The sequence below is a fragment of the Synechococcus sp. LTW-G genome, assembly GCF_054459035.1.
On sequence record NZ_JBTKYW010000001.1, the window covers coordinates 549,242 to 572,884 of the forward strand.

Genomic DNA, 23,643 nt, shown 5'->3' on the forward strand with positions numbered 1-23,643 from the left:
ACTAAACCTTGATGGCGACGGCCTCCCCGCAACTACTGCAGGCCCTGCAGTGGCGCTACGCCACGAAGACCTTCGATCCCAGCCAGCGCATCCCGACTGAAACCTGGGAGGCGCTTGAGTCCGCCTTGGTTCTAACGGCCTCGTCCTATGGGCTCCAGCCCTGGAAGTTCTTGGTCATCACCGACCCCGAGCTGCGGGCCCAGCTACGCCCCCACTCCTGGAACCAATCTCAAATCACCGACTGCTCCCACCTGGTGGTGCTGTTGAAGAAGCGGGAGATCCTGGCCGCCGATGCCGATCGGCTGATCGAGGCCACCGCCACAACCCGGGGCATCGACGCCAGCCTGCTCGAGGGGTACCGCCAGATGATTCAGGTGGATCTGATCGACGGACCCCGCAGCCAGGCCATTGGCCAGTGGAGCGCCAACCAGGTCTATATCGCCCTGGGCAACCTGCTCACCAGCGCCGCCCTGTTGGAGGTGGACACCTGCGCCATCGAGGGCTTCAGTCCCAGCGACTACGACAAGATCCTGGGACTCGAGAGCAGCGATTACCAAAGCTGCGTGGTCTGCGCCTGCGGCTACCGCAGCGCCGAGGACAAGTACGCCGGCCTCGCCAAGGTCCGCTACTCCGCCTCCGACCTGATTGAGCACCGCTAACCCCGGCCCCACCCCATGGCGAAATCCCGCTCCAAGAAGACCTCGACCAAGCCAGCACAGCCGGTCAAAGCCGAACCCTCGGCCATGCGCATCAAGCTCCAGATCGCTGGCGCCGTGTTCGTACCGATGCTGGGCTTAGGGCTCTGGCTCAACAGCAAGGGCTTTTTCGGTTAAACGCCAAGGCTTGAGCCCTGGCCATCAGCAGCAGCTCGCCGCCGCACTGACAGCGGCGCCCTGGTCAAAGGGAATGGCCGAACCGCAACCCTCAAACAGCCCGTAGTGACGATCAAAGTCCCCGATGAACTGGAAGTGGGGAGCGAAACGGGTCTGGTGCAGCATCCGATAGGTGTTCCCGCAGACCGGGAAGACCTTGCCGGCCTCGATGCTGTGGTGCTTGTCGAACTCCAGTCGCGTGGGCGCCTGGTCGATGGAGCCGCGGTAGATGACGGCCTGACCGTGGTCCTCGCAGGCATCCTCCAGTTCAGGGATGTTGAAGAGCCGGTAGGTGGCGGAGTAGAAGCGGGCCTCACCCACCAGAGCCGCCAGCTGGGGCTCGGTGATCTCCAGGGGACGGTCGCTCACCAGGCGCGGATCCGTGAAGGCCGCCCCGCGGGCCATCCGCAGGAAGTCATTCCAATAGAGCGCTCCCCCCAGGCATTCGCCGTAGAGCACCGGATGACGCTGAACGGCCGCCGGTAGGCGCCGGTCCACGTAGACGTCCGAGAAATAGAACTCCCCACCGGGCTTCAGGAGCCGCTGAATACCCCTCAAGACCGCAGGCTTGTCGGTGGAGAGATTCAAGACGCAGTTGCTGACGATGACGTCAAAGCTGGCGGGCTGCAGATCCAGCTCCTCCAGCCGCTCGATCTGCCCCTCGAGAAAGCGGACGTTGGCATAGCCAAATTGCTCCGCATGGAACGGCAGGTACTCCCGAGCCACCGCCAGCTGTTCCGGGGTCATGTCCACCCCGACGACCTCACCCGAGGCACCCACCAACTGGGAGAGCAGATAGACATCGCGGCCACTGCCACTGCCGAGATCCAGCACGCGGCAGCCCTCCAACAGGGGCGGGCAGACCAAACCGCAGCCGTAGTAGCGGCTGCTCACCTCAGGGTGGACCCGACTTAAGAGGGGCTTGAGCCAGTTGGGGACCGCGTCGGCATCGCAGCAGGCACTGGTCTTGAGATCAGCGGTGCTCTGCAGTTCCTTGCCGTAATAGGCCTGAACGACGTCTTGCATGCCTGAGCGTTGGGCGCGTCCTGACCGTAGTGCTCACGCTCGCGCCCAGGGCCTCCCTACATTCTGAGCACAAGAACACAATTGTTCATGTTCGACGCTTTCACCAAGGTTGTTGCCCAGGCTGACGCCCGCGGCGAATTCCTGAACGCTGGTCAGATTGATGCCCTCGCCGCCATGGTGAGCGAGAGCAACAAGCGCATGGATGCTGTGAACCGCATCACCTCCAACGCTTCTGCCATCGTCACCAACGCAGCCCGCGCGCTGTTCGACGAGCAGCCCGCTCTGATCGCCCCCGGCGGTAACGCTTACACCCACCGTCGCATGGCTGCTTGCCTGCGCGACATGGAGATCGTTCTGCGCTACGTCACCTACGCCGTGTTCACCGGCGACGCTTCCGTGCTGGAAGACCGCTGCCTGAACGGCCTGCGTGAGACCTACCTGGCCCTGGGCGTTCCTGGCGCTTCCGTGGCTGAAGGCATCCGCAAGATGAAGGACGCTGCCATCTCGATCGCTAACGATCGCAACGGCATCACCCCCGGCGACTGCTCCGCTCTGATGAGCGAGATCGGCACCTACTTCGATCGCGCTGCTGCTGCTGTTGCCTGATCTCCGCTGAGATCAGCTCTTGCCGGCCTGCCGAGGCACCCCTTGATCGGGGTCCTCAGGCAGGCCTTTCCATTGCAAGGCCCGCCGGCGGGCCCAGAGCAGAAGGGGATAGAGGCGGCGGGCCTGGGGCGGAGCGGCAAAGAGCTGACGCAGCAAGGCCAGCAGGGGATCACTCGGGCGCAGCCGGCCGCAGAGTTGGGCGATCGCCTCGGCCCCATGCCAGGCCTGGTCCCCCTCCAGCACTACCGCGCCGCGGGCCAGGTCCAGGCCACGGCGCTTGAGCTCGGCGCGCAGGGCGTGATCGGCGCGCCCATCGCGAATCTCCAGTCCCGGCAGCCCGCCCACCAGCTCAGAGCGCAGGGCGAAATGACTGCAAAAAGGGCAGCCGCCGTCGTACACGAGCACCAAGGTCATTGCGCCATCCTGATCACCGCTGTGCAGCTGCCGTGACCGCGTTACTCCATCTGGCAATGGCCTTGCTGCTGTTGCTCTGGCCGCTGCAGGCCAGCGCCACGCAATACCTCTGTGAGGGCGATCCGTTGAGGGCCGAAGTGCACCAGGGCGCCGTGGATGCCAGCGGAATTCCCAACAGCGCGGGCGGGACCGTTCCTGGTGCCTTTGTCGTGATCGAGTGGCGAGGCGTGAGCCTGCAACTGCCCCGCACCAACAACGCCGGAGCCCCGAGTTACACCGATGGGCACTGGTGGTGGCAGGCCGCCGATCCAGCCAGCCCTGACTTTGCTGAGCGCCGGCGCGGCGGCGGCGAGATCGCCCATTACCGCTGCGAGTCCGCGGCATGAGTGATGCTCTGCCGCCCTGGAGGCCGCTCCTGCGCGGAGCGCGGCAGCGGGAAGGGAGGTCTCCCCAGGCCCGATGGCTCCAATTGGCCACCCTTGGAAGCGATGGGGCGCCTCGGGTGCGCACGCTGGTCTTCCGCGGCTGGGCCGGGGCCTGCCAACTGGATCTGCTGACGGATCGACGCAGCGAGAAGAGCGCTGAACTCAGCGCCGAACCCAGGCTGGAGCTCTGTTGGCTTCTGCCTAAGGCGAAATCACAATTTCGGATTAGGGGGCATCGCCTCGTCCTGAACGCAGCTGACGATCAGTCCGCCCGCAGCCAACACTGGCAACAACTCCATCCCGGAGCGCGGAGTCTCTGGGGCTGGCCTCAACCCGGAGCCCCTTTCGATCCCCTGGGGGACTTTCCCGAGGCCCTCGGTGATGCGGTCCCGCTGCCGGAGACCTTTGAATTGGTGCGGATTGAGATCCAGCAGGTGGAGTTGCTGGAGCTGGTGGGCCACCCCCACCGGCGTCGCCGCTGGCGGCTGGATCAGGACTGGGCGGAAGAGTGCCTCAATCCTTGAGTTGATCCGCCAGATCCTGCAGGCGCTTCGCATTCACACCCAGGTCCGAATCGCCCAGACGCGAGACCGAGCGGGCCTGAAGCACCCCAGCAGTGGGATCGGCGTAGAGCTCGAGATCGTCGACGAAGCCAAACAGGGCACTCGTGGCCGTCGCGTGCAGGTAGCCGTTCCCCTCTTCGACGATCTCGGTGCGCGGGGTGGCCCGGATCACCGGGAGCAGAGATTGAAGGGCCGCCTCGGGATTGGCCACGGCCCAATCCACGCGGGCGCAATGGGCCGGACTGGGGCAGGGGGAGAGGGCGCCGTTCTGCACACCCAGGTCCTCCGGCACGGGACCCACCAGATGAAAGAGCCCCAGGGTGAAAACCAGCAGGAAGTGGGAGAACAGAGCCGTCATGGATTGGAGGGAGCAGCAACAGGAGCCGGGGTAGGGAGGGACTCTTCAATCCCCACATCGATCTCAGCAATCCAGAGCAGCAAGCTGCCGATGCAAGCCAGGGCTGCGATCAACAAGAGCCAACGATGACGGCGCATGGGCAGGCCTCCCCTCTCGCCATTGTGCTGGATACGACCAGGAACAAATGCCTATGGCGCCAGGGCTGGTCGACTTCCTAGGAAGGATCTGCGCTTTTGACGAAGAGACGCACCTCCGCGGGCGATTGACCAGCGGAGTTTTTTTTGGCTTTTTCGGCACTCCCAACCCTCCGTGGACAACATCCCGGGGCGATGGCATCAATGGATTGAGGTTGCTCTCTTCGTCAGACGCGCCTCAACCGGGGCGAGGTGCATCTCGCCCCACCCCACCCGTTCAGCGAGGCTGAGGAGACGTTGAGACCAGAGCCGTCCTCAACGCCGATGACCTCAGACCCATGACGACGCCCGACCTTCTGCTGGACGCCCTCCGCTCTATCCCAGGAATGGAGCCAGGGTCCAGACGGCTGGTGATCCTGATGAGCCAGCTCGGGGATTTCGATTCGCTGGAATACGCCCAGGCACTCGCACCCGTTTTGCCCAGGCTGGAGCAGGCCGGAATCAAGACCCTGGCGATCGGCATTGGTGACGAGGCCGGAGCCGAGCGGTTCTGCCAGTTCACCGGCTTCCCCCGGGGCAACCTCAGGGTGGAGAGCGAACCGAGGTTGCACCGCGCGCTTGAGCTCTACTCCGGCCTGCAGACGCCCGGCGGACCTTGGCCGGGGCTGCTGTTGATGTGTGCCGGCATCGGCTCACCGGGGACCTTGAGCGAGGTCCTGCGCGGCTACACCGGAGATCGCTCCGCGCCGCAGCGGTTCGAGAGTCCCCTCTTTCGCCTGGCGGGCGGCGAGGGATTCCAGCGTCCCTTTGAACTCGCCACCGTGCGCCTGCGCAACATGACCGAGGTGCTGGGGAATTGGCGGACCTATGTCCCCCGTGATGACTTCATCACCCAACGCGGAGCCACCTTCCTCTTGGAGAGCGACGACTCCCTGCTCTATGAGCATCGGGACCAAGGAATGCTGGGCTTCTCGGCAACAATGAGTCGCCCGCTGTCCTTCTTGGATCCCTATCTGAACTGAAAGACCGATGGTCTGGGACAGGATCCAGTCGGAGCGCCAACGGGGCAGGGACTACCAACCGCGCTTCCAACAGCGGCAGGTGATCGGAGCGTGGCTGGGTGCTCTGCTGGCGATTACGGCCCTGGGCCTGATCAGTCTCTGGAGCCACTACCCCCTGGTCGTGGCACCCTTCGGAGCCTCGACCGTTCTGCTCTTTGGCCACCCGTCCAGCCCCCTGGCGCAACCACGGAATGTGGTCCTGGGGAACACCGTGGCCGCCATCGTCAGCGTCGCCTGCGTCATGGCCTTCGGCGATGCCCCCTGGGTGATGGGCCTGGCCGTGGCCGTGACCATTGCCCTCGGACAAGTGCTGCGTTGCCTGCATCCACCGGCCGGGGCGGTGGCGCTTCTGGGGGTCCTGCTCAAGGCCCAGCCTGGATTCATCTGGATGCCCGTGCTCAGCGGTTCGCTGGTGATGATGCTGATCGCCGTGGCCTATAGCCGGCTGCAGCCCGGTGCGGAGCACTATCCGCATCACTGGCTCTGAGCCTCTGGGAGACTGTTGCGCCCGACGGCGCTGCCATGTCGCTCGATCAACTCAAGGCCTTCCTGGCTCGCCTTCAGGCCGATGAGGCCCTGAAGCAGCAGGTCCTGGCCGCCGCCACCGCCGATGACGTGGCGCAGATCGGCCTGAAGCTCGGCTTTGAGTTCTCCGGGGATGAACTGCTGCGGGTCTCCGGCAAGAAATTCGATCGGGTCACGGTCCATAAGAACGACATGCCCGGCGAATACAACTGAGCGACTACGCCAGCGCCTGGTAGGCCAAAGGCTGACGGTGCTCCATGGTCAGCGACCAAAGACCACTGCCGAGATCCTGCAGTGCGGCTAGCAGGGCCGCCGTGTCTCCGTCGTTGAGCCATTGAGCCTTCAACGCCGGGAGCTGATCCTGCAGGGACTCAATCGGAACCGTGACCAACAGCAAACTCTGTTCTCCCGCGGCGCGACGCAACTCGCCCTGGTCACTGCGCTGCCAGACCCGAACCAAGAGATCCAGCGCCTGCTCACGTCCGACCTCGCCGGGATCAGCCCCAGCGGGCAGGGCCTCGCGCAGCGACTTGCCCTGCAGAGGCATCGCTCTCTGCCCGCCCTGCTCCAGCAAAGCCAGAACGATCAAATAGGGGGCATCAGCCATGAGACGCAGAAGCGACAGCGCCTCCACCCTGCCCGGTCAGAGGAACCCCTGGGAAGCCGGAGTGCGTTGCTGCTGGATCGGAGCGCGGGGATTCCAGGCGGCGAAGAACGCCGCCAAGGCAACCAGGGCGATCAAGCCAACGCGCCAGGGTTGACGGGACATGCCCGAGAGCCTGGGCATCGGACCCCGTCCCCGCTGGGCGACGCCATCGAGGGGCGTGCCACACCTCCCGCAGACCATCCGGCCTCCCAAGCTTCGGTCGGATTTCACCGACCAACTGCCGCAGCGGGGGCACCCCATCGAGCCAAGGACCGTTCAACTCAGCCCATGTTGACCAGGAAGCCGCCACTGGGCCAGGCCACCCCCACGCCCTCGAGCCGCCAGCCAACCGGAGGCATCGCGGCCAATCAAGGCAAAGAACGGCGTCCGCTGGGGAGCCGGAGCCGGCAAGGCACGCTCCCACCACTGCCGCCCAGCGACCCTCAAACCCATCCGCAGAAATTGGAACTGCAGCAGAGGACGCCGCCCCTTGAGGGCTCCAGGACCTTCAAAAAACAGTTCAACGGCGCCCAGCCGCACGCAGTTGCGCAGCTGCAACGCGCCGGCCTCCTCGCGGATCTCCAGCTGAGCCGCCAGTCCCCGCAACAGCACCCCTGAGAACTGGGACGCCTGGAGTCGCCCCTTCGGCCAGACCTGCTCCAACTGCCAGCAACCGACCAGATCAGCGGCCTGAAGGCCCGTTCCCTCCGATCGGGCTCGCCCCTCGAGGGCAAGCAACGCCTCGGCCGTGATGGATTGATCAATCCCTTCCGCCACGACAGCCCAAGCAAAGACCCAGCATGGTCAGGCTCTGGTCGATTCCGTTGCCCTCCTCGCTCCCGCGCACTGATCTCGCCATCGTCGGCGCAGGAGTCTCGGGCTGTGCGCTGGCGGCCTCGCTGCGCCGGCGCGGCTGGCGCGGATCCATCGAACTCCTGGAAATCGGGCGCGGTCCCGGGGGCCGAGCGGCCACCCGCTACTCGCGCCAAGACCCGGACCTACGGATCAACCATGGGGCCCCGCTCTTCAACATCCGAGCCCAGACGCCGCCAGAGCTGCTTCAGGCACTCGAGCAACGGGAGGTCATCAGCCCCTTCCGCGGATCCATACAGAGCCTCGATGGGCAACGGTCACTGGGCCCTGCCATTGACGATGGCTTCAGCGACGGGCAGCTCTGGCAGGGCCGCGGAGGAATGGATGCCCTCGCCGCTGGACTGCTGGAGCTGGCCGAGGCAGAGGGCGGAGTCCTGAGCAGGCGCTTTGGAACCCTTGTGCGCCACCTGAGGCCCGAACGCTCCAAAACCGGTCTGCGCTGGACTTTGGAAAAGAGCAGCGGGGAAGCCTTGGTCGAGGCCCGCTGGCTGGTCCTCAGCGGAACACTGCTGGCCCATCCCCGCTGTCAGCAGGTCTTTGGCTGGGACGGTATTCCGCTAGAGCAAGCAGCCGAAAGCCTGGCTGATCCCCAGCTCAACGCTGCGCAGGCCCAGCTGGCTTCGATCGAGGGCCAGGCCAGCTGCAATCTGTTGCTAACCCTTCCGCCAGAGCAGGCCAGCGCCTGGTTGGCACTGCCCTGGCAAGTTCTGCAATGCACCCCCTCGGCCCAGGAGCGTTGGGGACTGCGACGCATCAGCATCCAACCCCTGGCCGGCGGGCGCTGTGCCGTGGTCGCTGAATCCAGTCCCGCCTTCGCCGCGGCCCATCTCCATGTCTACGGATCGCGCTCATCGGCCGCTCAACTGCTCGGCGCCAAGCCGGATCCCTCGGATGAGAAGCGGGTGCTGGATGCCCTGACCCAGGCCCTGACGGATCTCAGCGGACAAACCCTGGGTGACGCACCAAGGCAACTGATGCGTTGGGGAGCCGCCTTCCCGCTGGCTCCAGGACTGGACCCCGGCCACAGCTGCTGCCCTGAAAGTGCCATCGGCTTCTGCGGGGACAGCCTCGCTGGGGACGGCTTTGGCCGGATCGAGGGCGCTCTATTGAGTGCCGAAGACCTGGCCACACAACTGATGAAGCAGCTCTAGGGCTTAGGCCGCGACGGACGAGCGGCGGCGCGCGGAGCTCACCGGCATGGTCAGGTGACGCTTGGCCTGCCAGACCGACTGGGCGGCATCAAACAGGGTGTTCTGCACATCCCAGACGAAACGCTGAACCCGAACCTGGGACTCACGCCGCTGCGGCAGCAAGTCTGAGAAGGCTGCCGCGTGGCAGAGATCGACAAGCATCGCCACTTCTTCGCGGCTCATCGTGATCTGGACGTTGTCCTCAGACCGGTGCGTGACCTGCATCGCCCCTTTAACCGAAGAAAACCAACCTACGCCGATTACCGCTGATCAAACAGAAATCAAGGGGCGCTTAAGCATTGAGAACAGAAAACGCAACTCTCAGGCCGACTGGAGCTGATCCAGCTGGGCCTGAAGTCGTTGCTTGAGACGGTTTTGAACCAAAGCGCACAGGTCATCGACCAAATCGCCCTCCGCCTGCCAGATCGTTCGAGTCCCCTCACGCTCACAGCGGACCAGGCCCGCGCGCTGCAACTGACCGAGCTGCCGGCTGATGTGGGACTGGGAAAAACCGGTGGCCTCAATCAAGGCCGCGACATCAATGGGCCCCTGCTTGAGATGGCAGAGCAGCTGCAGCCGCGCCGGCTCACTCAGCAGCCGAAAGAACTGGCTGTACTCCTCCAGCAACTCCTGGGAGGGCATTGCACCTGCGGCGCCCATTGCAATGCTGTATGACGATAAACGCATTATGCCTGGCCTCGCCAATGAATCAGGAGTTCTGGGATCAGCGCTTCCGCGAGAGCCACTACGCCTACGGCACCGAGCCCAACGACTTCCTGAGAGCCAAGGCGGCCTCCCTCTCCCCTGGAGACGCCCTCTGCCTGGCGGAAGGGGGAGGGCGAAACGCCGTCCACCTGGCCAAACAGGGGCACCGCGTCACCGCCCAAGACCTCAGCCCCGTCGGCCTGGAAATGGCCCAACAGCTCGCCGAGACCCAGGGAGTGACGCTGCACTGCCGCTGCGGGGACCTGCGCGACTTCAGCCCCGAGCCCGAGAGCGTCGACCTGATCGTCGCCATCTGGATGCACCTCGAACCCGAACTCCGGGCCCTGGTGCACCGGCGCGCCGTTGCAGCGCTCAAACCTGGAGGGCACCTGATCCTTGAGGCCTACAACCCGGCGCAACTCAACCGAGGAACCGGCGGGCCGCCCAACCCGGAGCTGCTGATCACAGCGGCGCAGCTGGAAGCGGAACTCCAAGGACTGACCTGGCTCGAGCTCCAGGAAACCGAACGCTGGATCGAGGAAGGCCCGCTCCACCAGGGGCAGAGCGCCGTGGTTCAGGCCTTTGGCCAAAAACGGGGCGCGTGATCACAAAGGCTTTATGCGTGTATAGTCATACAAGCCTGAAGCGGAGTCCATGGCCTCCATCGCGCCCTCCCCGGTCGCGCTCTCTGATGCAGCCGGTGGGCAACCCCTGCTGCATCGCCAACTCTTCGACGCGACAACGGGGACCTACACCTATCTGCTGGCCGATGTCACCTCCGGCGAGGGCGTGATCATCGATCCGGTGTTTGAACAACACGACCGAGATCTCTCCTTCATTCGCGAGCTGGGAATCCAGCTGGTCGCCAGCCTCGATACCCACGCCCACGCGGACCACGTCACCGGCAGCTGGCTGATGCGGCAAGCCACCGGCTGCGCCATTGGCCTCGCCCAGTCCGCCCGCGCCCAAAACGTCACCCTGCCCCTCGAGCACGGGGACCACGTGGCCTTTGGCAGCCGCCACCTGCAGGTGCGCAGCACCCCGGGGCATACCGATGGGTGTGTCACCTACGTCCTGGACGACCAATCCGCCGCCTTCACCGGCGACGCCCTCTTGGTTCGCGGCTGCGGGCGCTGCGACTTCCAGCAGGGTGACCCCCACACCCTCTGGCGCTCCATCACCGAGCAGATCTTCAGCCTGCCCAACAGCTGCCTGCTCTACCCAGGCCACGACTACACCGGCCGAACCCTCACCTCAGTGGCCGAGGAGAAAGCCTTCAACGCGCGCCTCGGCGGTGGTGCCGATGAACGGGACTTCGTGGGTCACATGACCAACATGAAGCTGCCCCACCCGGGCAAGATCGCCATCGCCCTGCCCGGGAACATGCGCTCGGGTCAGCCCCGCGAGGAGCAACCCGCTCAGCACTGGGCACCGGTTCAGCGCAGCTTCGCAGGGCTCCCCGAGCTGCCCCCCAGCTGGTTGGCGGAACATCGCAACGCGGTGACCGTGCTGGATGTCCGCTCGGAGGACGAAGTCGAGGGCCCCGATGGCCGGATCGAAACCAGCCTGCACATTCCTCTGCAGGACCTGGAGCAGCGCCAAGCAGAGCTACCCAGCGACCGTCCCCTCGTTGTGGTCTGCCATGCGGGGAGCCGATCGGCCTTGGCCACCCAACAGCTCCTGAAGGCCGGCTTCGATCGCGTCGCGAATCTGCGCGGCGGGCTCCTGCGCTGGAGCGATGAGGGCTACCCACTCGTGGGCTCCATCCACCACTAATCACCCCACCCACTCCCATGACCCACACCCAACCGATCAGCGCCCACGACCTGGCCGATCAACTCGCCGCCAAGAGCATCAGCGTGATTGATGTGCGTGAACCGATGGAGTTCGCCAGCGGTCACATCGCCGGCAGCCTGAACGTGCCGCTCAACCGCCTGCTGCAGGCGGATCTTCCCCAGGGCCCCCTGGTGCTGGTCTGCCAAAGCGGCAACCGCAGCAACCGCGCCCTCGGGCAACTCATGGCCCAGGGGCACCCCCACCCGCTCAGTGAGCTGCAGGGGGGACTCCCCACCTGGCAGGGGGCCGGCTTCCCCGTGCGCAAACTCAAAAACGCACCCCTGCCCCTGATGCGTCAGGTGCAAATTGCCGCCGGTTCACTGGTGCTGCTGGGCCTGATCCTCAGCAACACCGTCGCCCCCGGCTGGATTGCGCTGACCTGGTTCGTTGGCGCTGGCCTGACCTTTGCCGGCGTCAGCGGCTTCTGTGGCATGGCCCGCCTGCTGGCCGTCATGCCCTGGAACCGGGTCTCCCTGTGATCAGCCTGATCCTGCTGGGACTGGGGGGCGGCCTGATCGGCTTTCTGCTCTCCGTCTTGGGGGCAGGGGGCTCCATCCTGCTGCTGCCTCTCTTGGTCAGCGGCGCCGCCCTGCCGACCAAGGAGGCCGTGCCGCTCTCCTTGATCGTCGTGATGATCCTGGCCCTGGCCAACCTGGGGCCCTACCTCCGCCGCGGCCAATTCGCCCCCAGGCCCGCCCTACTGCTGGGACTCCCGGCCCTCGCCGGCAGCTGGATCGGCGGGAGCTGGGTCAAGGCCGGACTGATCCCTGAGGCGGTTCAACTCAGCGTCTTTGCCGCCGCCGCCGTCCTGGCCTCCTGGCTGCTCCTACGTCCAGCCCCGGGAGGCGGCCGCGCGGCGTCCGAAGCTCTGCTGCTGCCGCAGGGTCTGTTGGTGGGCCTGCTGACGGGCATCGCCGGCGTCGGCGGAGGGTTCGCCATCGTTCCGGCCCTGGTGCTGTTGGCCGGTCTACCGATGGCCCTCGCCAGCGGCACCAGCCTGCTGCTGATCGCCGTCAATGCGTTGGTGGCCTTGGCTGCCCTGGGCCACTGGCCGCAGGCCAGCCTTCCTCTTCTTCTTCCGCTGCTAGCTGGCGGAGCCGCGGGCGCGGTAGCCGGCCAATGGCTGGCTCCTCACCTCAGCGATCGCCATCTACGGCGGGGCTTCTCCTTATTACTGATTGCCTCAGCCGTCCTGACCGGCGCAGAGGCCTGGAAACGTCAGGCACCCGCTGTATCTGTATCCCCGCGGGCCGACCTGATCCGTCCAGGGACCTAGTCCCGGCCGCAGCGACACTTACCGCCCTTCCACTTCGAGCACTTCTTCTGCTTGCAGCCCTTCTTTTTGGCGCAGGCCTGGAGCCTGCCCTCAGGCTGGACAGGCAGATCCGAGGAGGGGCCAGTGGATGGGGCCATCAGGGTCGAACCGGGCAGGATCGCAATGCAGCCATCTTATTGCAATCGATTCTCTTTTGCGCAAGCGAGTTGATTGTCAGCATTGATTTGCGCCGGCCCAGCGGAGCCCGTAGCTTGCGGCCAACTCCCCACAGCAGGCCATGACTCAATCGATCGCCCGCGGCCCCGCCGGGCGGGCCGTGGCCCAACCAATGGCCCCCGATCTACTCGGGGCCCTTCAGGAGCACCTGACCATGGAGCGCCAGGCCAGCGCTGCCTACTGGGCCCTGGCCATCTGGTTCGCCGAACGCGGGCTGCGGGGCTTCAGCAGCTTCTTGAAACAGGAGTCCAGCGAGGAGCAGCACCACGCCGGCCAGTTCGCGGATTACCTGATTGCCCGGGGCCAGGCGGTCACGCTGGAACCCCTCACAGCACCCCGCCAGAGCTGGAACAGCGTCGAAGAGGTCTTTCAAGGCATCTTCCAGATGGAGGCCGAGGTCACCACCTCCCTGCATCAGCTCTATGCCATGGCCGAGCGCAGCGGCGATGTGCGCACGACCGTCTTCCTCGATCCCCTCGTGCAGAGCCAGATCGACTCAGAAAACCAAGCCGCACATCTGCTGGATCGCATCAGCTTCTCCCATTCCGACCCAGCCGCCCTGCTGGTGATCGACGGAGAACTGACCGCCGGCCAAAGCGCACCGGCCTCCGTCGCCTAAGAACTGGGCAGGGGCCGCCTGCAGAGCTCCTGAAACAGCGACAGTGTCAGGCGATCAACGGCCACGGGCGCGGACTGCAGCCACTGGCCCAGTCGCCTGAGCTCAGCCAGGCGCAAAAACAGCTGCTCCGATTCCCGCTGCAAGCGCCGGCAGAGGGCCGGGTTTTGGCAGCGTGCCTGGTCTGCATCGATGCGAACCAAACGCGACCGCAACCCTTCCGCCTCCCGGCAGAGACAGCCCAGGGCATCCACCGAGACGCCCGCCTCACAAGGGCACTGCATCGATCAGAACCCCCCAGCCAGAGGAGCGGAATCCACCAGGGCTGGAGCCAGGCGGAAGCCAGCCTCACCCAATGGCGCCTCCAGCAGCTCGGCCTGACGGAACTTCGAGATCATCCGGGTGGTGGTCACCCGGGTCGCACCGATCAACTCACCGATCCGGTCATGGGTGAGGCGAAAAGGGAGATCGCACCAATCGCCGCAGCGGCGACCCAGGCGATGGACCAAGAGGCTCAAGAGAGCATGCAACCGCTGCTCAGCCGTGCCCAGGTGGCGAATGCGCAGCAGCTGCAGGGTCCACTCATTGACCGGGTCAAAGCCGCCAGCCCCCACAGCCTCGGCATCGCTGCTGAAGACCAACGGAGTCAAGGCCTCCACGCACACACCCTCACTGCAGAGCCGATCGGTGCGGAGCTGATCGCCGGGCTGGAGGAAGGCCAGGGTCATCCCCTCGGTCTCCTCACAGGGGCAATAGACGCGAGCCATGCCCTCGAGCACCTCGATGCAGCTGCCACCGGTATGCAAAGCAGGATCGAGCAAGACGGTTTGCCCGACCGGCATCCGCACGGCACTGGCAGGGGCATCAGGGAGAAAGCGGAAGGACATGACCCCCGAAAACGGGCTAGTTGCGAATGCGTCGCAAGATAAACAAGAAACCCCTCCTTTTGCAAGCGATTCTCAATAGCAGTTTCTAGCTGCAAATGGAGCGTGGTGCGGCCCAACAAAAAAGCCAGCCGCGCAGGGCGGCTGGCCGAGGCCTTGCGCTCTTGCGCCAGGGCGTCAGCGCCAACCGCTGGACTGCATCAAGGCCACCGCCGCCTTGTTCTTGGCACCCATCTGCTGGGCCGAGACCCCATCGGCCTTGAAGGTTCCCAGGCGCTTGAGCACCGCGTTATTGCCAAAGCCCCGCAGCGGATATTCGTTGTTGGCTTCGGCGTAACCGCGACCTCCACTGGGTGACGCCAAGAACTCGATCAGCTTGAGCGCCGCCTCAGGGTTCTTCGCGGTCTTGACCACCCCGGCACCGGTGATGTTCACATGGGCGGGATTGGGGAAAAGGACCTTGACCCGGTTGGCCAACTGCTGGTCGGACGAGCCGTTACCGCCAGCCAGCATCCGGGCGACGTAATAAGAGTTGACCAGACCAACGCCGCACTGGCCATTGGCGACGGCGCGAATCAGGGGGGTGTCGGAACTGAAGTAGGGCTGCGTCACGTTGGTGGTCATGGCCTTCACCCATGCCGCGGCCTGTTGATCGCCGCGCAGGATCATCTGGTCAGCGACCAGCGATTGGTTGTAGACGCTCTTGCGGTTGCGCAGGCACAGCTGACCTTTCAAGGCCGGATTCGCCAGATCGGCATAGGTGCGAATGCTGCCCGGGTTCACCGCCTTGGGGTTCACCACCACAACGCGAACCCGCCGGGTCAGGCCAAACCAAAGGCCCTTGGAGTCCCGCAGGTTCGCGGGGACATCGCGGCTGAGCGAGGCCGAGCGACTGGGGCGAAACAGCCCCGCATCCGCAGCCTTGTCCAGACGCGCCGCATCGGCCAGCACCAGAACATCGGCTGGGCTGTTGGCCCCTTCGCGTTTGATGCGCTCGATCAAGGCGTCATCCTTGGCCTCGAGCAGGCGAACCTTGATCCCCGTCTTCTGGGTGAATTGCTTGTAGAGCGCCTTGTCGGTGTTGTAGTGGCGGCCCGAATAGACGCCAATCTCCTGACTGTTGGCCTTCGCCAGGGAAGTCAGAACAGCCGCCCCAGCCGTGACGCCGAGCAGGGCAGCCGCTGCCAAGCGCTCAGGTGCGATGCAGGAACGAAGACGCTGAAACGCCAAGACCGGATCAAATAGCACTGGCGGAACTATGCCCAGGCCCGATCCCTTCTGGAGAGGGGTTGATCATTGGCCACCCGCGTCTGTGACATTCATTACATCCCTGCCCCGTAGGCTTTGCGCCGCAGCCTCAGGCAAAGCATTGGCACGGGGACAACTGCCACAGCGAAGCCTGCTGGGCGCCGGGGTCCTGCTGGTTTGTGCAGCAGCCCTCGCCCCGGTGCTGGGTCTGACCTGGTTTGCCCTCAGCGGCGGCGGCATCGAGAGTTGGGGCCTTGGCGATGAAGGTCCGCTTCAGGTGCGCAACACCCTGGCCCTGGTGCTCCTGGTCGGGGCGCTGGCCGCCGCACTGGGCACCGGAACGGGCTGGCTGACGGCCCGCTGTGAGTTCCCCGGACGCCGCTGGCTGCGGGTGGCGCAGCTTCTGCCCCTGGCCACGCCGAGCTATCTACTGGCGGCCACCTTGATCGACCTGGGCAGTCGCTTTGGCCAGCGCATCTATGGCTTCAACCCCACCCTGGCGGTGATGGTGCTGAGCACCTACAGCTATGTCTTCCTGCTCTCGACCGAGAGCTTCTCGGTGAGTGGCAAGCGGCAGCTAGAGGCCTGCCGCAGCCTCGGAGTCGGCCCCTGGGGCAGCTTTTGGCGCGTGGCCCTGCCCATGGCCCTGCCCTCGATTGGAGCCGGGGTGGCGCTCACCGGCATGGAGGTGGTGAACGAGCTGGGAGCGGTGCAACTGCTCGGGGTCCCGACCCTCTCCTCCGGGATCCTGATGCGCTGGCAGCAAGAGGGGGATCCCCAAGCCGCTGTCGCTCTGGCCCTGATGGCCCTGGTGATCGTGGGCCTCCTGGTCGGAGCGGAGCGCACCCTGCGGCGCCGTAGCCGCTGCTGGACCATCAGCGGCGGCGGCGAGCCCGAACAGCGCTGGCGGCTTCAGGGGCATCAGCGCTGGCTCAGTCAATTGTTTTGCCTGGCCCCTCCCCTGCTGAGCCTCGGCCTGCCCTTGGTTTGGGCCCTGCTGAGTTGGGACCAACTCCAGAGCGAAGACAGCGCGGAATTGCTGGAGCTGGGTCTGCGTTCCTTTGGTCTTGCCCTGGTGGCCGCTGTCCTAACGGTGCTCGTCAGCCTGGTGCTCTCCATTGCCAAACGCTGGATTCCCAATGCCGGCATTCGGCGCCTGAGCTTTGCCGCTGGCCTGGGCTACGCCATTCCGGGCACCGTTCTGGCCCTCGCCCTGATGCTGATTGGTGGCCCCTTGGCCCTGGCCCCTCTGCTGCTGCTGGTCTGGGGCTACGTCGATCGCTTCCTAGCGGTCTCCAAAGGCGGCCTCGACGCGGCCCTGGAGCGCATTCCCCCGAGCATCGATGAGGCAGCGACCTCCCTGGGCCAGAGCTGGGGGGGCGTGCTGCAGCGCATCCATCTCCCCCTGCTGCGGGGACCGCTGCTGATGGGGAGCCTGCTGGTTTTTGTCGACACAGTGAAGGAACTGCCGCTGACCTTTGCGCTCAGGCCCTTTGACTTCGACACCCTGGCCGTTCGCGTCTATCAGTACGCCAGCGATGAGCGAGTCGGGGCGGCCCTGATCCCAGCCCTGCTGATCTTGAGCATGGGCCTGATCGCCGCCGCCGCCTTGATCCCGAGCCTGGATCGACTGGAGCAGCGCTAGCGGCGAGCGACGACGCCCTGATCAATCAGTTTTCCGTCACGATCCCAAGCCCGCACGGTCAGGCTGTTGGGCCCAGCCTCCAGTTCCGCAAAGCTGTAAGCGCTCACGGCCTTCGCCGATTGCGGCTTGGCGATCACGGGGCGGAGATAGGCCCCTCCGCCTCCAACGATCAGGTAAGTGATGCCGTCGATCGGCTTGCTGCGCTCGTAGTGGTGTTCATGGCCATTGATGTAGAGCTGCACCCCATGGCGCTGCATCAAGGAGCTCAACTTGCCCCGCAGACCAGGGTTGTTGCCGTAGAGACCGGAGGAGTAGATCGGGTGATGGCCGACCACGACTTTCCAGGGGGCCTGGCTCTTGGCCAAGGCGGACCGCAGCCAGGACAACTGGGATGTCCAGGGCGCATTGCCATTGGTGTCCAGCATGAAAAATTCAACGTCGCCGCGACGCAGGCTGTAGAAGCGACCCTTCATGCCGTAGGGCTTGTAGGCCACCTGGGGATCGCCATTGGCCGTGCGGATGTCGTGGTTGCCCAGGACTGCGTGGAAGGGGACCTTGGCGGCCAGCAGCTCGGCGTAGGGAGTCAGGAACGTCGACTGAACCTTGCGAATGTCTCCAGAGGGGTAGATGTTGTCCCCAGCCAGCAGCACCAAGTCCACGGGCTTGCGGCGATGCACCGCTGCCATTTGGGTCCCAACGGCCCGCTGGTGGACATTGCCGCTGCCGACATCGCCCACCGCTAAAAAGCGGGTGGTGCTCAGGGGGGGTGGACTCGCTACCTGGGCCCAACTGTGTCCAGCAGCAACGGTGGCCGTGGCCGCTCCAGCCATGAGCAGCAGCAGCGCGCGACGGTGCATGGCTGGGATCGAGCAAGGTCTCCCCAGGTTGACGCAATCAGGCCGCCGGCCGCTACCGCCGGCTGTGCTTTTTGGCGCACCCCGTCGCATCCTTTGCCGCAGCACCGTCCTCAGCTGGGGCCAGCCTTGGCGGAGCGACACAAACAACATGCTCCGGATCTTTGGAGATCGCCAAAGCCTCTTGGCCGCCCTGAGTTGTCACTGGTCCTATGAGCTAATCCAGCTGGATCAACCCTTCCAGCAGCGCTCCAAGACGACTTGGGGGGGCCCCTTAGCAACCAAGAAAAAACCGTTGCAGAGAGAAGAGTCTGCCCTTGGAAACGCAAGCTCCCAGTGATCAGTGAGCGCAGGGTTTCGCTGCAACGGTTGCGCTGAGGGCTGATGCAGTGGTGCTGGGCATGGCCGCTGCGCTCAAGGAAGGGGAGTTTGCTGAAGCGGAGGACATCGTCGGTGGATCCAATCCAACCCGCCGCGGCCAAGATCTGATGAGAGAGTCAACCTGGCGAAAACTGGACGAACGATCAAGACGCGAGCGTGAGCGGCAGATCGAGGCGACCGAATTTGCAGAAGCGATGCAAGGTCGCAAGTCCTGGACGACAGCCCACTACCAAGCAGTTTTCGAATACCTGGAGAAGCATTCGCATTGATGGCAACTGTGTGGAGATTGAGACTGCAGTCGATGTATTGAAGGACTAACCACCCGCAAGGATGAGAACGGGCTGGATTGCCATCAGCCAGTGGTTACTCCAAGTCATCAGGACTATCTTGAGGTCACAGCAAAAGCTGCGTGCGTTCATATCCCATTCCAGATTCAGTTCATGCCACACACACATTCCAAGCTGCGGCCAGAGAACACAACCGCAAGCCAGACAAAGCAGCCAAACAAAAGCGTCGACACCAGCCGTCATCAGCAGCGGCCACAGGCCAGCCCCAGACCAAACTGCCCTCCGAGCTGGGATGACTTATTGGGACAACGTTGAGCGCCAATCGTCCAATCAGGCTTAACTCAAGCCATGGATAAGCGTTGGCTCGATCTCCGTTGGCCGGTCACCGTGCTCCTGCTTGGGGCCATGGGTTTTGTGCTGCTGGCACGAAGCAGCCGGCACCCGATTCAACTCCGCTTGGAGGTGAGCTTCAGCAAGCCGGTGACCGTCGGGGGGACCTTGCAACATGACCTCGTCATGGAGAAGCCGGTGCTGGTCCGCATGAGGGAGGCTGTGCCGATTCAGCTCAGGATGAGTCATCCCAAACCGATCAACGTCGAGATCAGCGAGAAAAAACCGATGCAGGTCCGCGTGGGAGAAGAGAAACCGATGGAGGTTCAAGTTCAACCCGAAGGGTCTGTGAAAGTCCGGCTGGGTCTCTAGGCGCTAAAGCCAGCTTTGAAAACCGTGGATAGTTTGAAGTCAGCACCCGCTGGCCGATGGCTCCCGAACGCTTTTTTCTCGAGCTGACCCCTCCGTCTGAATTGCTCAGATCCGCGCCCCATGTGGTGATCGTGGGCGGTGGGTTTGCCGGGCTGCGGGCGGCCCATGTCCTGGCGGGGAAGACCGTTCGCGTCACCCTGATCGACAGGCGCAACTTCAACCTGTTCCAGCCCCTGCTTTATCAGGTGGCTTCTGGCTTGGTCTCCCAAACCGATGTGGCCTCCCCCCTGCGGGTGATGTTGGGGGAATCCGAAAACATCCAGATCCTGATGGGGGAAGTGGATGACATCAATACCAAGGACAAGGAGGTGGTCTTCAACAACCGCCGCTACCGCTACGACCATCTCGTTCTGGCCGCAGGAGCGACCAGCAGCTACTTCGGCCATGACGAATGGCGCAGCGAGGCCATTCCGATGAAGACCCTGGAGGATGCTTACGCCATCCGCCGCAAAGTCTTGAACTCCCTCGAGGAGGCCGAGCAAACCCCCGACCCAGAACGCCGCAAGTGGCTGCAATCCGTGGTGGTGATCGGAGGAGGTCCAACCGGCTGCGAACTGGCCGCATCCCTCAACGATCTGATGCGGCACACCCTGGAGCGGGATTTCATGCAGATCGATCCCACCCACTGCAAGGTCACGCTGGTGGACCCAGGCGATCGAGTCCTGCGGGCCATGGATCCTCAGCTCTCAGCCTCGGCTGGCGATCACCTCAAAGCCAAGGGGGTCGAGCTCCTGCTGGGGGGGCGTGTCAAGGACATCAGCGAGGGCAAGGTCGTCATCACCACCAAAGATGGCGAAGTCAACCTGGAGGCCAACACCATCTGCTGGACGGCCGGTGTCGCCGCCTCCCCCCTCGGGAGGCTGCTGGCTGAGCGCACCGGCTGCGAACTCGACCGTGGCGGCCGAGTCGTGGTGGAGCCGGACTTTTCGATCAAAGGGCATGGCGAGATCCGCGTGATCGGAGATCTCTGCAGCTACAGCCATACCCGCGATGGCAAACCCCTGCCTGGGATGGCCGGCCCGGCGGTGCAGATGGGGGGCTGGGTGGCCAAGGACATCCTGGCCCAGTGCCAAAGCCAGCCCAATCCCGCCTTTGCGTTCACCGACTTCGGCAGCATGGCGGTGGTCGGCCCACTCTTTGCGGTCGCCAACCTGCGGGGCCTCAAACTCAGCGGTCCCCTGGGCTGGGTCCTCTGGGGCCTCGCGCACTTGGCCTTCATGCCCGCCAATGAAAGTCGGTTGACGTTGTTGACCAAATGGCTCTGGATGATTGCCACCCGCGAGCGCTCAGCCCTGGTGATTACGGAGACGTCTTCGTAGCTTCGCCATTCAGGGCATGGAGCGCGTGGTAAATCGGCTTGGCGACGAACTGCCTGCTGACGTAGGCGGCCAGCACGCAAGCCACCAGCAGTCCCGGTAGCAACTGCTGATCTCCCGCCAGTCGAATCCCAAAGAGAATTGACATCACCGGGAGCTGGGTGGCGCCGGACAGTCCAGCCACCATGCCCAAGGCCAAAAAGAGTTGAGGCGAGCCCGCAAGATCGCCGATCACCTGTCCCATGGCCGCGCCAAAGGTGAAGGAGGGATCAATCAATCCGCCGGGGATACCGGTGGAGAGGGCCAAAACCGGACCAATGATCCGCAGCAGAAGCGTGAGCAGATCCGTCCATAACCCATGGGGAAGCTCCACCCCATCGGCTGAGCCAAAGAGGAGCCGCCCCATCAGCAACTCGCCGTCACCGCCACCGGTGCCGCCGCTAACCAGCAGAAACAGCGACAGGAACGCGCCAACACCCAGGCCTAAACGAATCGGAAAACGGCGCGCCAACGCGACACCCCGACGGGTGCCCGCCAGCAACAGGCGGGCGAAAGCCGCCCCCACCAAACCACCGAGCAGGCCAACGGGAAGCGCCCAAAGAACCTGCAGCAATTCCATCGGCTCGACGCCGACGGTGCCCAAGGCAAACATCGGCTGTCCAGCCAGGTTGCTGAAGGAGGCCGCCATCCCACTGACGACCAGGGCAGGCCAGATCAGGGTGGAGGAGAAGGCACTGATGAACTCCTCCACCACAAACACCACACCCAACAGCGGCGTATCGAAACCCCCGGCCAAACCAGCACCACCGGCCACCGCCAAGAGCTCGGCTTGCCCTAAGCCATAGAACCAATTCGGGAAACGGCGCCGCAAAAAATGGGCGGCCGACGCACCGACCTGCACCACGGGCCCCTCACGGCCGATCGGGATCAGGGCAAGGCTGGCGATTCCCCAAAGGGCCAAGCGCTGCAGGCTGGGTGCCCAGCCCAGCAGCGCCGAGGCTTGGGCTGGATGCTCAATGCTGGTCATGGTCTGGGGGATACCCGAGCCGGCGCCCCGGGCCCAGATTCCCCGTTGCAACAACAGCAGGATCGGCACCACCACCAGCGGCGAACAGGCCAAGGCAAGGGAGGTTGGGGTCCAACCCTCACCACTGAAGGCCGGCAGCAGACCAAGCAGTTGGTCCTGCCAACGATCGAGCATGTTGAAGGGCCAACAGGCCACCCCGACGAGCACACCAAGCAGCGACAACTGCAACAAGTTGCGGATCAGCTCGCGGGTGCGCAGAACCACGGCGGTGCTCTCAAACCGAGCACATGATGCCGCCGAAATCGCGTCAGATCACGGCCCGGTGATGCACACGCCCCAAAATCAAACCAATCAAGATGGCGACGTAGAGCTGCCCACTAATCGTGATCAGGTTCGCTAACACCTGAACCGTGACATCACTCGAACGCAGCACCTCCGTTCCCACCGTGGTGAGCAATGAAAACGAGGCCGCCATCAGGGCTGGAGCCACGGCCACGGTGAGGTCTCCCAGGGCCGAGAGCTGAGGAAGGGATGACTGCAGAAAGGCCGCTGGGTGCAGCACCCAAAGGGCTGTCAACAGCACACCACCAGCCAGACCGACACTGAGGTAACCCGAGGCGGCCCCAAGCACAACCGAGAAGGTCACATAGGGCTCCCGCACCAGAGCCTTGACCTTGCGAATCGCCACCACCAAAAGAAACAAAACCCAGACCATGACATGGGGCAGGGTCAGAATTTTTCCCAGGATTGGCCACCAACGCAGGGCCAGATGCCAGGTGATCTCCAGCACCACCGCGAGCGTGCCCAGGCTGTAGGTCAGGCGTTTACGTCCCAGCGGTGAATAGCGCGCCAAAAACACCATCAACTCGATGGCCAGCAGGCACAGCATCAAGGACAGCAACCAGGGCACCCGCTGTGCCACCGGCAACAGCAAGAGCAACAGGAGTTGCGCCCCCAAGGTGATGCGATAACCGCGATGGCGGCGTCGCATCTGCAGCAGTTGCTCGGGGGTGATCTTCATGACCGCACGGTCAAGGCGTGCCCTTAAAGCCCAGGACTGCTCTGCATGATTCCTCCATCGGCAAAGATGCTGGTGGCCGTGATGTAGCTGGCGGCATCGCTCGCCAGGAAAGCCACCACCTTGGCGATCTCATCGGGCTGAGCCATCCGCCCCATCGGGATCGCGGCGTTGAGCTTGGCCAGCAACTCCGGGTTGTTCATCGTCGAGTCGTTGATCGGCGTGGCCACAGCGCCCGGACCCACATTCACGATCGTGACGCCCTTGGAGGCCAGCTCCACGCCAGCGGTTCGGGTCAACATCCGCACACCACCCTTGGCCACGCAATAGGGGGTGTTATTGGGCATCGGCCAGTCCTCATGCACCGAGGAGATATTGATCACCCGGCCGCCACTGCCCTGGGCGATCATCTGCTTGGCGGCGTACTGGGTCGCGAAGAAAACGCCGCGCAGGTTGACATTCAGGACCTTGTCGAAATCCTCTGGCGTGGTGTCCAGAATCGACGTCCTGGTTTCGATACCAGCGTTATTCACCATGACATCGAGGCGGCCATAACGACTAACCGCGGCCTCAACCAAACGCTGCAAATCATCCAACTTGCCCACATCGGCCTGCACCCCAAAGGAGCAGCCCCCCAGCTCGCCAATCTCTTGCTCGAGCTCTTCCGTTGCCTCGGGATGGGAGCGGTAGTCGATCACCACCTTGGCGCCAAGGCGGGCCACCGTTTCAACAATCGACTTACCGATTCCGCTGTTGCCGCCCGTCACGATGATCACCTTTCCCTTGAGGAAATTGGAGAGGGTCTCCATGGCGTAGGGATTCGTCGACATGCCGTTTGATCACTCATCCGCAGGGTATGCATGGCGGCGGTAACAGACC

Annotated in this window: 34 protein-coding genes; 18 read left to right on the forward strand and 16 right to left on the reverse strand. The window is 64.3% G+C overall.

Annotation, left to right across the window (positions count from 1 at the left end; all coding sequences use genetic code 11):
• Positions 1–11 precede the first annotated feature (11 nt).
• Positions 12–659, forward strand: coding sequence for an NAD(P)H-dependent oxidoreductase (locus ACXIQ9_RS03055; protein WP_296416821.1), 648 nt, complete (start codon positions 12–14; stop codon positions 657–659).
• 15 nt (positions 660–674) lie between these two features.
• Positions 675–833 (forward strand): hypothetical protein, encoded by a 159-nt coding sequence (locus ACXIQ9_RS03060; protein WP_247477577.1) that lies wholly within the window; start codon positions 675–677, stop codon positions 831–833.
• A 24-nt stretch (positions 834–857) separates the two neighbouring features.
• On the opposite strand, the gene ACXIQ9_RS03065 is transcribed toward ACXIQ9_RS03060, so the two are convergent.
• Entirely contained in the window at positions 858–1,898 is a 1,041-nt protein-coding gene (locus ACXIQ9_RS03065; protein WP_296419428.1) for a methyltransferase domain-containing protein, read from the reverse strand.
• Between the two features lie 87 nt (positions 1,899–1,985).
• On the opposite strand from ACXIQ9_RS03065, the gene ACXIQ9_RS03070 reads away from it, so the two are divergent.
• Positions 1,986–2,504, forward strand: a complete 519-nt coding sequence (locus ACXIQ9_RS03070) for a phycocyanin subunit beta (protein ID WP_010316008.1) — start codon at positions 1,986–1,988, stop codon at positions 2,502–2,504.
• Positions 2,505–2,516: 12 nt separating this feature from the next.
• On the opposite strand, the gene ACXIQ9_RS03075 is transcribed toward ACXIQ9_RS03070, so the two are convergent.
• Entirely contained in the window at positions 2,517–2,918 is a 402-nt protein-coding gene (locus tag ACXIQ9_RS03075; RefSeq protein ID WP_459015539.1) for a DCC1-like thiol-disulfide oxidoreductase family protein, read from the reverse strand.
• Positions 2,919–2,950: 32 nt separating this feature from the next.
• On the opposite strand from ACXIQ9_RS03075, the gene ACXIQ9_RS03080 reads away from it, so the two are divergent.
• Positions 2,951–3,304: a hypothetical protein gene (locus ACXIQ9_RS03080; RefSeq protein WP_459015541.1), complete on the forward strand. Its 354-nt coding sequence runs from the start codon at positions 2,951–2,953 to the stop codon at positions 3,302–3,304.
• On the forward strand, positions 3,301–3,867 hold the full coding sequence (locus tag ACXIQ9_RS03085) for a pyridoxamine 5'-phosphate oxidase (RefSeq protein WP_459015543.1): 567 nt from the start codon (positions 3,301–3,303) through the stop codon (positions 3,865–3,867). Before ACXIQ9_RS03080 ends, ACXIQ9_RS03085 begins: the two co-directional genes overlap by 4 nt.
• Here the strand turns inward: ACXIQ9_RS03085 and ACXIQ9_RS03090 are convergent.
• Positions 3,857–4,264, reverse strand: a complete 408-nt coding sequence (locus ACXIQ9_RS03090) for a DUF1499 domain-containing protein (protein ID WP_296417006.1) — start codon at positions 4,262–4,264, stop codon at positions 3,857–3,859. The two genes, ACXIQ9_RS03085 and ACXIQ9_RS03090, sit on opposite strands and share 11 nt — an antisense overlap.
• Complete coding sequence (locus ACXIQ9_RS03095) at positions 4,261–4,401, reverse strand: hypothetical protein (RefSeq protein WP_010315999.1); 141 nt, start codon at positions 4,399–4,401, stop codon at positions 4,261–4,263. Before ACXIQ9_RS03095 ends, ACXIQ9_RS03090 begins: the two co-directional genes overlap by 4 nt.
• A gap of 335 nt (positions 4,402–4,736) precedes the next feature.
• Between ACXIQ9_RS03095 and ACXIQ9_RS03100 the strand changes: the two genes are divergently transcribed.
• The 3 genes from ACXIQ9_RS03100 to ACXIQ9_RS03110 are packed head-to-tail and all read left to right on the forward strand — an operon-like array spanning position 4,737 to position 6,197.
• A complete protein-coding gene (locus ACXIQ9_RS03100; protein WP_424175555.1) occupies positions 4,737–5,420 on the forward strand; it encodes a peroxiredoxin-like family protein in 684 nt (227 codons plus the stop codon).
• 7 nt (positions 5,421–5,427) lie between these two features.
• Positions 5,428–5,946 carry an HPP family protein gene (locus tag ACXIQ9_RS03105; protein WP_010315995.1) on the forward strand — a complete coding sequence of 173 codons (519 nt, stop codon included), beginning with the start codon at positions 5,428–5,430 and terminating at the stop codon, positions 5,944–5,946.
• A 35-nt stretch (positions 5,947–5,981) separates the two neighbouring features.
• Positions 5,982–6,197, forward strand: a complete 216-nt coding sequence (locus ACXIQ9_RS03110) for a Nif11-like leader peptide family natural product precursor (RefSeq protein ID WP_247477560.1) — start codon at positions 5,982–5,984, stop codon at positions 6,195–6,197.
• A gap of 4 nt (positions 6,198–6,201) precedes the next feature.
• Here ACXIQ9_RS03110 and ACXIQ9_RS03115 read toward each other — a convergent pair whose 3' ends face one another.
• The 3 genes from ACXIQ9_RS03115 to ACXIQ9_RS03125 are packed head-to-tail and all read right to left on the reverse strand — an operon-like array spanning position 6,202 to position 7,407.
• Positions 6,202–6,591 carry a hypothetical protein gene (locus ACXIQ9_RS03115; protein WP_296416624.1) on the reverse strand — a complete coding sequence of 130 codons (390 nt, stop codon included), beginning with the start codon at positions 6,589–6,591 and terminating at the stop codon, positions 6,202–6,204.
• A gap of 36 nt (positions 6,592–6,627) precedes the next feature.
• Positions 6,628–6,861 (reverse strand): hypothetical protein, encoded by a 234-nt coding sequence (locus tag ACXIQ9_RS03120; RefSeq protein WP_459015547.1) that lies wholly within the window; start codon positions 6,859–6,861, stop codon positions 6,628–6,630.
• 45 nt (positions 6,862–6,906) lie between these two features.
• On the reverse strand, positions 6,907–7,407 hold the full coding sequence (locus ACXIQ9_RS03125; protein ID WP_459015549.1) for a hypothetical protein: 501 nt from the start codon (positions 7,405–7,407) through the stop codon (positions 6,907–6,909).
• Positions 7,408–7,454: 47 nt separating this feature from the next.
• Here ACXIQ9_RS03125 and ACXIQ9_RS03130 point away from each other — a divergent pair, with 47 nt between their 5' ends.
• Positions 7,455–8,654, forward strand: coding sequence for an NAD(P)-binding protein (locus ACXIQ9_RS03130; RefSeq protein WP_459015551.1), 1,200 nt, complete (start codon positions 7,455–7,457; stop codon positions 8,652–8,654).
• Positions 8,655–8,657: 3 nt separating this feature from the next.
• Here the strand turns inward: ACXIQ9_RS03130 and ACXIQ9_RS03135 are convergent, their stop codons facing one another.
• Both ACXIQ9_RS03135 and ACXIQ9_RS03140 read right to left on the reverse strand, forming a co-directional pair.
• Positions 8,658–8,918 carry a hypothetical protein gene (locus ACXIQ9_RS03135; protein WP_010315968.1) on the reverse strand — a complete coding sequence of 87 codons (261 nt, stop codon included), beginning with the start codon at positions 8,916–8,918 and terminating at the stop codon, positions 8,658–8,660.
• Positions 8,919–9,014: 96 nt separating this feature from the next.
• Positions 9,015–9,353, reverse strand: coding sequence for an ArsR/SmtB family transcription factor (locus ACXIQ9_RS03140; protein WP_371820470.1), 339 nt, complete (start codon positions 9,351–9,353; stop codon positions 9,015–9,017).
• Positions 9,354–9,397: 44 nt separating this feature from the next.
• Here ACXIQ9_RS03140 and ACXIQ9_RS03145 point away from each other — a divergent pair, with 44 nt between their 5' ends.
• The 5 genes from ACXIQ9_RS03145 to ACXIQ9_RS03165 all read left to right on the forward strand — a co-directional run bounded on the left by ACXIQ9_RS03145 (position 9,398) and on the right by ACXIQ9_RS03165 (position 13,345).
• Positions 9,398–10,003: a class I SAM-dependent methyltransferase gene (locus ACXIQ9_RS03145; RefSeq protein ID WP_010315964.1), complete on the forward strand. Its 606-nt coding sequence runs from the start codon at positions 9,398–9,400 to the stop codon at positions 10,001–10,003.
• A 49-nt stretch (positions 10,004–10,052) separates the two neighbouring features.
• Entirely contained in the window at positions 10,053–11,174 is a 1,122-nt protein-coding gene (locus tag ACXIQ9_RS03150) for a rhodanese-like domain-containing protein (RefSeq protein ID WP_459015554.1), read from the forward strand.
• A 17-nt stretch (positions 11,175–11,191) separates the two neighbouring features.
• Complete coding sequence (locus tag ACXIQ9_RS03155; protein WP_459015556.1) at positions 11,192–11,713, forward strand: rhodanese-like domain-containing protein; 522 nt, start codon at positions 11,192–11,194, stop codon at positions 11,711–11,713.
• On the forward strand, positions 11,710–12,510 hold the full coding sequence (locus ACXIQ9_RS03160; protein WP_459015558.1) for a sulfite exporter TauE/SafE family protein: 801 nt from the start codon (positions 11,710–11,712) through the stop codon (positions 12,508–12,510). Before ACXIQ9_RS03155 ends, ACXIQ9_RS03160 begins: the two co-directional genes overlap by 4 nt.
• A gap of 277 nt (positions 12,511–12,787) precedes the next feature.
• On the forward strand, positions 12,788–13,345 hold the full coding sequence (locus ACXIQ9_RS03165) for a ferritin (protein ID WP_459015560.1): 558 nt from the start codon (positions 12,788–12,790) through the stop codon (positions 13,343–13,345).
• On the opposite strand, the gene ACXIQ9_RS03170 is transcribed toward ACXIQ9_RS03165, so the two are convergent.
• From ACXIQ9_RS03170 to ACXIQ9_RS03180, 3 genes are all read right to left on the reverse strand, one after another.
• Positions 13,342–13,626: a hypothetical protein gene (locus ACXIQ9_RS03170; protein WP_247477544.1), complete on the reverse strand. Its 285-nt coding sequence runs from the start codon at positions 13,624–13,626 to the stop codon at positions 13,342–13,344. The genes ACXIQ9_RS03165 and ACXIQ9_RS03170 overlap by 4 nt on opposite strands.
• Before the next feature lie 3 nt (positions 13,627–13,629).
• Positions 13,630–14,229, reverse strand: coding sequence for a Crp/Fnr family transcriptional regulator (locus tag ACXIQ9_RS03175; RefSeq protein WP_424163792.1), 600 nt, complete (start codon positions 14,227–14,229; stop codon positions 13,630–13,632).
• 174 nt (positions 14,230–14,403) lie between these two features.
• Positions 14,404–15,414, reverse strand: a complete 1,011-nt coding sequence (locus ACXIQ9_RS03180; RefSeq protein ID WP_459015563.1) for an extracellular solute-binding protein — start codon at positions 15,412–15,414, stop codon at positions 14,404–14,406.
• Between the two features lie 181 nt (positions 15,415–15,595).
• On the opposite strand from ACXIQ9_RS03180, the gene ACXIQ9_RS03185 reads away from it, so the two are divergent.
• A complete protein-coding gene (locus ACXIQ9_RS03185; RefSeq protein ID WP_424175411.1) occupies positions 15,596–17,119 on the forward strand; it encodes an ABC transporter permease in 1,524 nt (507 codons plus the stop codon).
• Here ACXIQ9_RS03185 and ACXIQ9_RS03190 read toward each other — a convergent pair.
• Complete coding sequence (locus tag ACXIQ9_RS03190; RefSeq protein WP_459015565.1) at positions 17,116–17,976, reverse strand: metallophosphoesterase; 861 nt, start codon at positions 17,974–17,976, stop codon at positions 17,116–17,118. The genes ACXIQ9_RS03185 and ACXIQ9_RS03190 overlap by 4 nt on opposite strands.
• A gap of 398 nt (positions 17,977–18,374) precedes the next feature.
• Here ACXIQ9_RS03190 and ACXIQ9_RS03195 point away from each other — a divergent pair, with 398 nt between their 5' ends.
• The 3 genes from ACXIQ9_RS03195 to ACXIQ9_RS03205 all read left to right on the forward strand — a co-directional run bounded on the left by ACXIQ9_RS03195 (position 18,375) and on the right by ACXIQ9_RS03205 (position 20,722).
• The gene (locus ACXIQ9_RS03195; protein ID WP_156797844.1) at positions 18,375–18,623 is read left to right on the forward strand and encodes a hypothetical protein; all 249 of its coding nucleotides are present in this window, start codon (positions 18,375–18,377) and stop codon (positions 18,621–18,623) included.
• A 366-nt stretch (positions 18,624–18,989) separates the two neighbouring features.
• Positions 18,990–19,343: a hypothetical protein gene (locus ACXIQ9_RS03200; RefSeq protein WP_247477531.1), complete on the forward strand. Its 354-nt coding sequence runs from the start codon at positions 18,990–18,992 to the stop codon at positions 19,341–19,343.
• A 56-nt stretch (positions 19,344–19,399) separates the two neighbouring features.
• Complete coding sequence (locus tag ACXIQ9_RS03205) at positions 19,400–20,722, forward strand: NAD(P)/FAD-dependent oxidoreductase (protein ID WP_459015568.1); 1,323 nt, start codon at positions 19,400–19,402, stop codon at positions 20,720–20,722.
• On the opposite strand, the gene ACXIQ9_RS03210 is transcribed toward ACXIQ9_RS03205, so the two are convergent.
• Genes ACXIQ9_RS03210 through ACXIQ9_RS03220 form a run of 3 tightly spaced genes read right to left on the reverse strand, consistent with a single transcriptional unit; the run spans position 20,703 to position 23,594 of the window.
• A complete protein-coding gene (locus tag ACXIQ9_RS03210) occupies positions 20,703–22,010 on the reverse strand; it encodes a chloride channel protein (RefSeq protein WP_459015570.1) in 1,308 nt (435 codons plus the stop codon). The genes ACXIQ9_RS03205 and ACXIQ9_RS03210 overlap by 20 nt on opposite strands.
• A gap of 43 nt (positions 22,011–22,053) precedes the next feature.
• Complete coding sequence (locus ACXIQ9_RS03215; protein WP_247477527.1) at positions 22,054–22,767, reverse strand: hypothetical protein; 714 nt, start codon at positions 22,765–22,767, stop codon at positions 22,054–22,056.
• Positions 22,768–22,790: 23 nt separating this feature from the next.
• Positions 22,791–23,594, reverse strand: coding sequence for an SDR family NAD(P)-dependent oxidoreductase (locus tag ACXIQ9_RS03220; RefSeq protein WP_296415568.1), 804 nt, complete (start codon positions 23,592–23,594; stop codon positions 22,791–22,793).
• Positions 23,595–23,643: the final 49 nt, after the last annotated feature.

Coding starts and splice junctions, on each gene's coding strand:
- ACXIQ9_RS03055 (WP_296416821.1), top strand. CDS start 12: ATGGCGACGGCCTCCCCGCAACTACTGCAGGCCCTGCAGTGGCGCTAC.
- ACXIQ9_RS03060 (WP_247477577.1), top strand. CDS start 675: ATGGCGAAATCCCGCTCCAAGAAGACCTCGACCAAGCCAGCACAGCCG.
- ACXIQ9_RS03065 (WP_296419428.1), bottom strand. CDS start 1,898: ATGCAAGACGTCGTTCAGGCCTATTACGGCAAGGAACTGCAGAGCACC.
- ACXIQ9_RS03070 (WP_010316008.1), top strand. CDS start 1,986: ATGTTCGACGCTTTCACCAAGGTTGTTGCCCAGGCTGACGCCCGCGGC.
- ACXIQ9_RS03075 (WP_459015539.1), bottom strand. CDS start 2,918: ATGACCTTGGTGCTCGTGTACGACGGCGGCTGCCCTTTTTGCAGTCAT.
- ACXIQ9_RS03085 (WP_459015543.1), top strand. CDS start 3,301: ATGAGTGATGCTCTGCCGCCCTGGAGGCCGCTCCTGCGCGGAGCGCGG.
- ACXIQ9_RS03090 (WP_296417006.1), bottom strand. CDS start 4,264: ATGACGGCTCTGTTCTCCCACTTCCTGCTGGTTTTCACCCTGGGGCTC.
- ACXIQ9_RS03095 (WP_010315999.1), bottom strand. CDS start 4,401: ATGCGCCGTCATCGTTGGCTCTTGTTGATCGCAGCCCTGGCTTGCATC.
- ACXIQ9_RS03100 (WP_424175555.1), top strand. CDS start 4,737: ATGACGACGCCCGACCTTCTGCTGGACGCCCTCCGCTCTATCCCAGGA.
- ACXIQ9_RS03105 (WP_010315995.1), top strand. CDS start 5,428: ATGGTCTGGGACAGGATCCAGTCGGAGCGCCAACGGGGCAGGGACTAC.
- ACXIQ9_RS03110 (WP_247477560.1), top strand. CDS start 5,982: ATGTCGCTCGATCAACTCAAGGCCTTCCTGGCTCGCCTTCAGGCCGAT.
- ACXIQ9_RS03115 (WP_296416624.1), bottom strand. CDS start 6,591: ATGGCTGATGCCCCCTATTTGATCGTTCTGGCTTTGCTGGAGCAGGGC.
- ACXIQ9_RS03135 (WP_010315968.1), bottom strand. CDS start 8,918: ATGCAGGTCACGCACCGGTCTGAGGACAACGTCCAGATCACGATGAGC.
- ACXIQ9_RS03140 (WP_371820470.1), bottom strand. CDS start 9,353: ATGGGCGCCGCAGGTGCAATGCCCTCCCAGGAGTTGCTGGAGGAGTAC.
- ACXIQ9_RS03145 (WP_010315964.1), top strand. CDS start 9,398: ATGAATCAGGAGTTCTGGGATCAGCGCTTCCGCGAGAGCCACTACGCC.
- ACXIQ9_RS03150 (WP_459015554.1), top strand. CDS start 10,053: ATGGCCTCCATCGCGCCCTCCCCGGTCGCGCTCTCTGATGCAGCCGGT.
- ACXIQ9_RS03155 (WP_459015556.1), top strand. CDS start 11,192: ATGACCCACACCCAACCGATCAGCGCCCACGACCTGGCCGATCAACTC.
- ACXIQ9_RS03165 (WP_459015560.1), top strand. CDS start 12,788: ATGACTCAATCGATCGCCCGCGGCCCCGCCGGGCGGGCCGTGGCCCAA.
- ACXIQ9_RS03170 (WP_247477544.1), bottom strand. CDS start 13,626: ATGCAGTGCCCTTGTGAGGCGGGCGTCTCGGTGGATGCCCTGGGCTGT.
- ACXIQ9_RS03175 (WP_424163792.1), bottom strand. CDS start 14,229: ATGTCCTTCCGCTTTCTCCCTGATGCCCCTGCCAGTGCCGTGCGGATG.
- ACXIQ9_RS03190 (WP_459015565.1), bottom strand. CDS start 17,976: ATGCACCGTCGCGCGCTGCTGCTGCTCATGGCTGGAGCGGCCACGGCC.
- ACXIQ9_RS03195 (WP_156797844.1), top strand. CDS start 18,375: ATGGCCGCTGCGCTCAAGGAAGGGGAGTTTGCTGAAGCGGAGGACATC.
- ACXIQ9_RS03200 (WP_247477531.1), top strand. CDS start 18,990: ATGGATAAGCGTTGGCTCGATCTCCGTTGGCCGGTCACCGTGCTCCTG.
- ACXIQ9_RS03205 (WP_459015568.1), top strand. CDS start 19,400: ATGGCTCCCGAACGCTTTTTTCTCGAGCTGACCCCTCCGTCTGAATTG.
- ACXIQ9_RS03215 (WP_247477527.1), bottom strand. CDS start 22,767: ATGAAGATCACCCCCGAGCAACTGCTGCAGATGCGACGCCGCCATCGC.
- ACXIQ9_RS03220 (WP_296415568.1), bottom strand. CDS start 23,594: ATGTCGACGAATCCCTACGCCATGGAGACCCTCTCCAATTTCCTCAAG.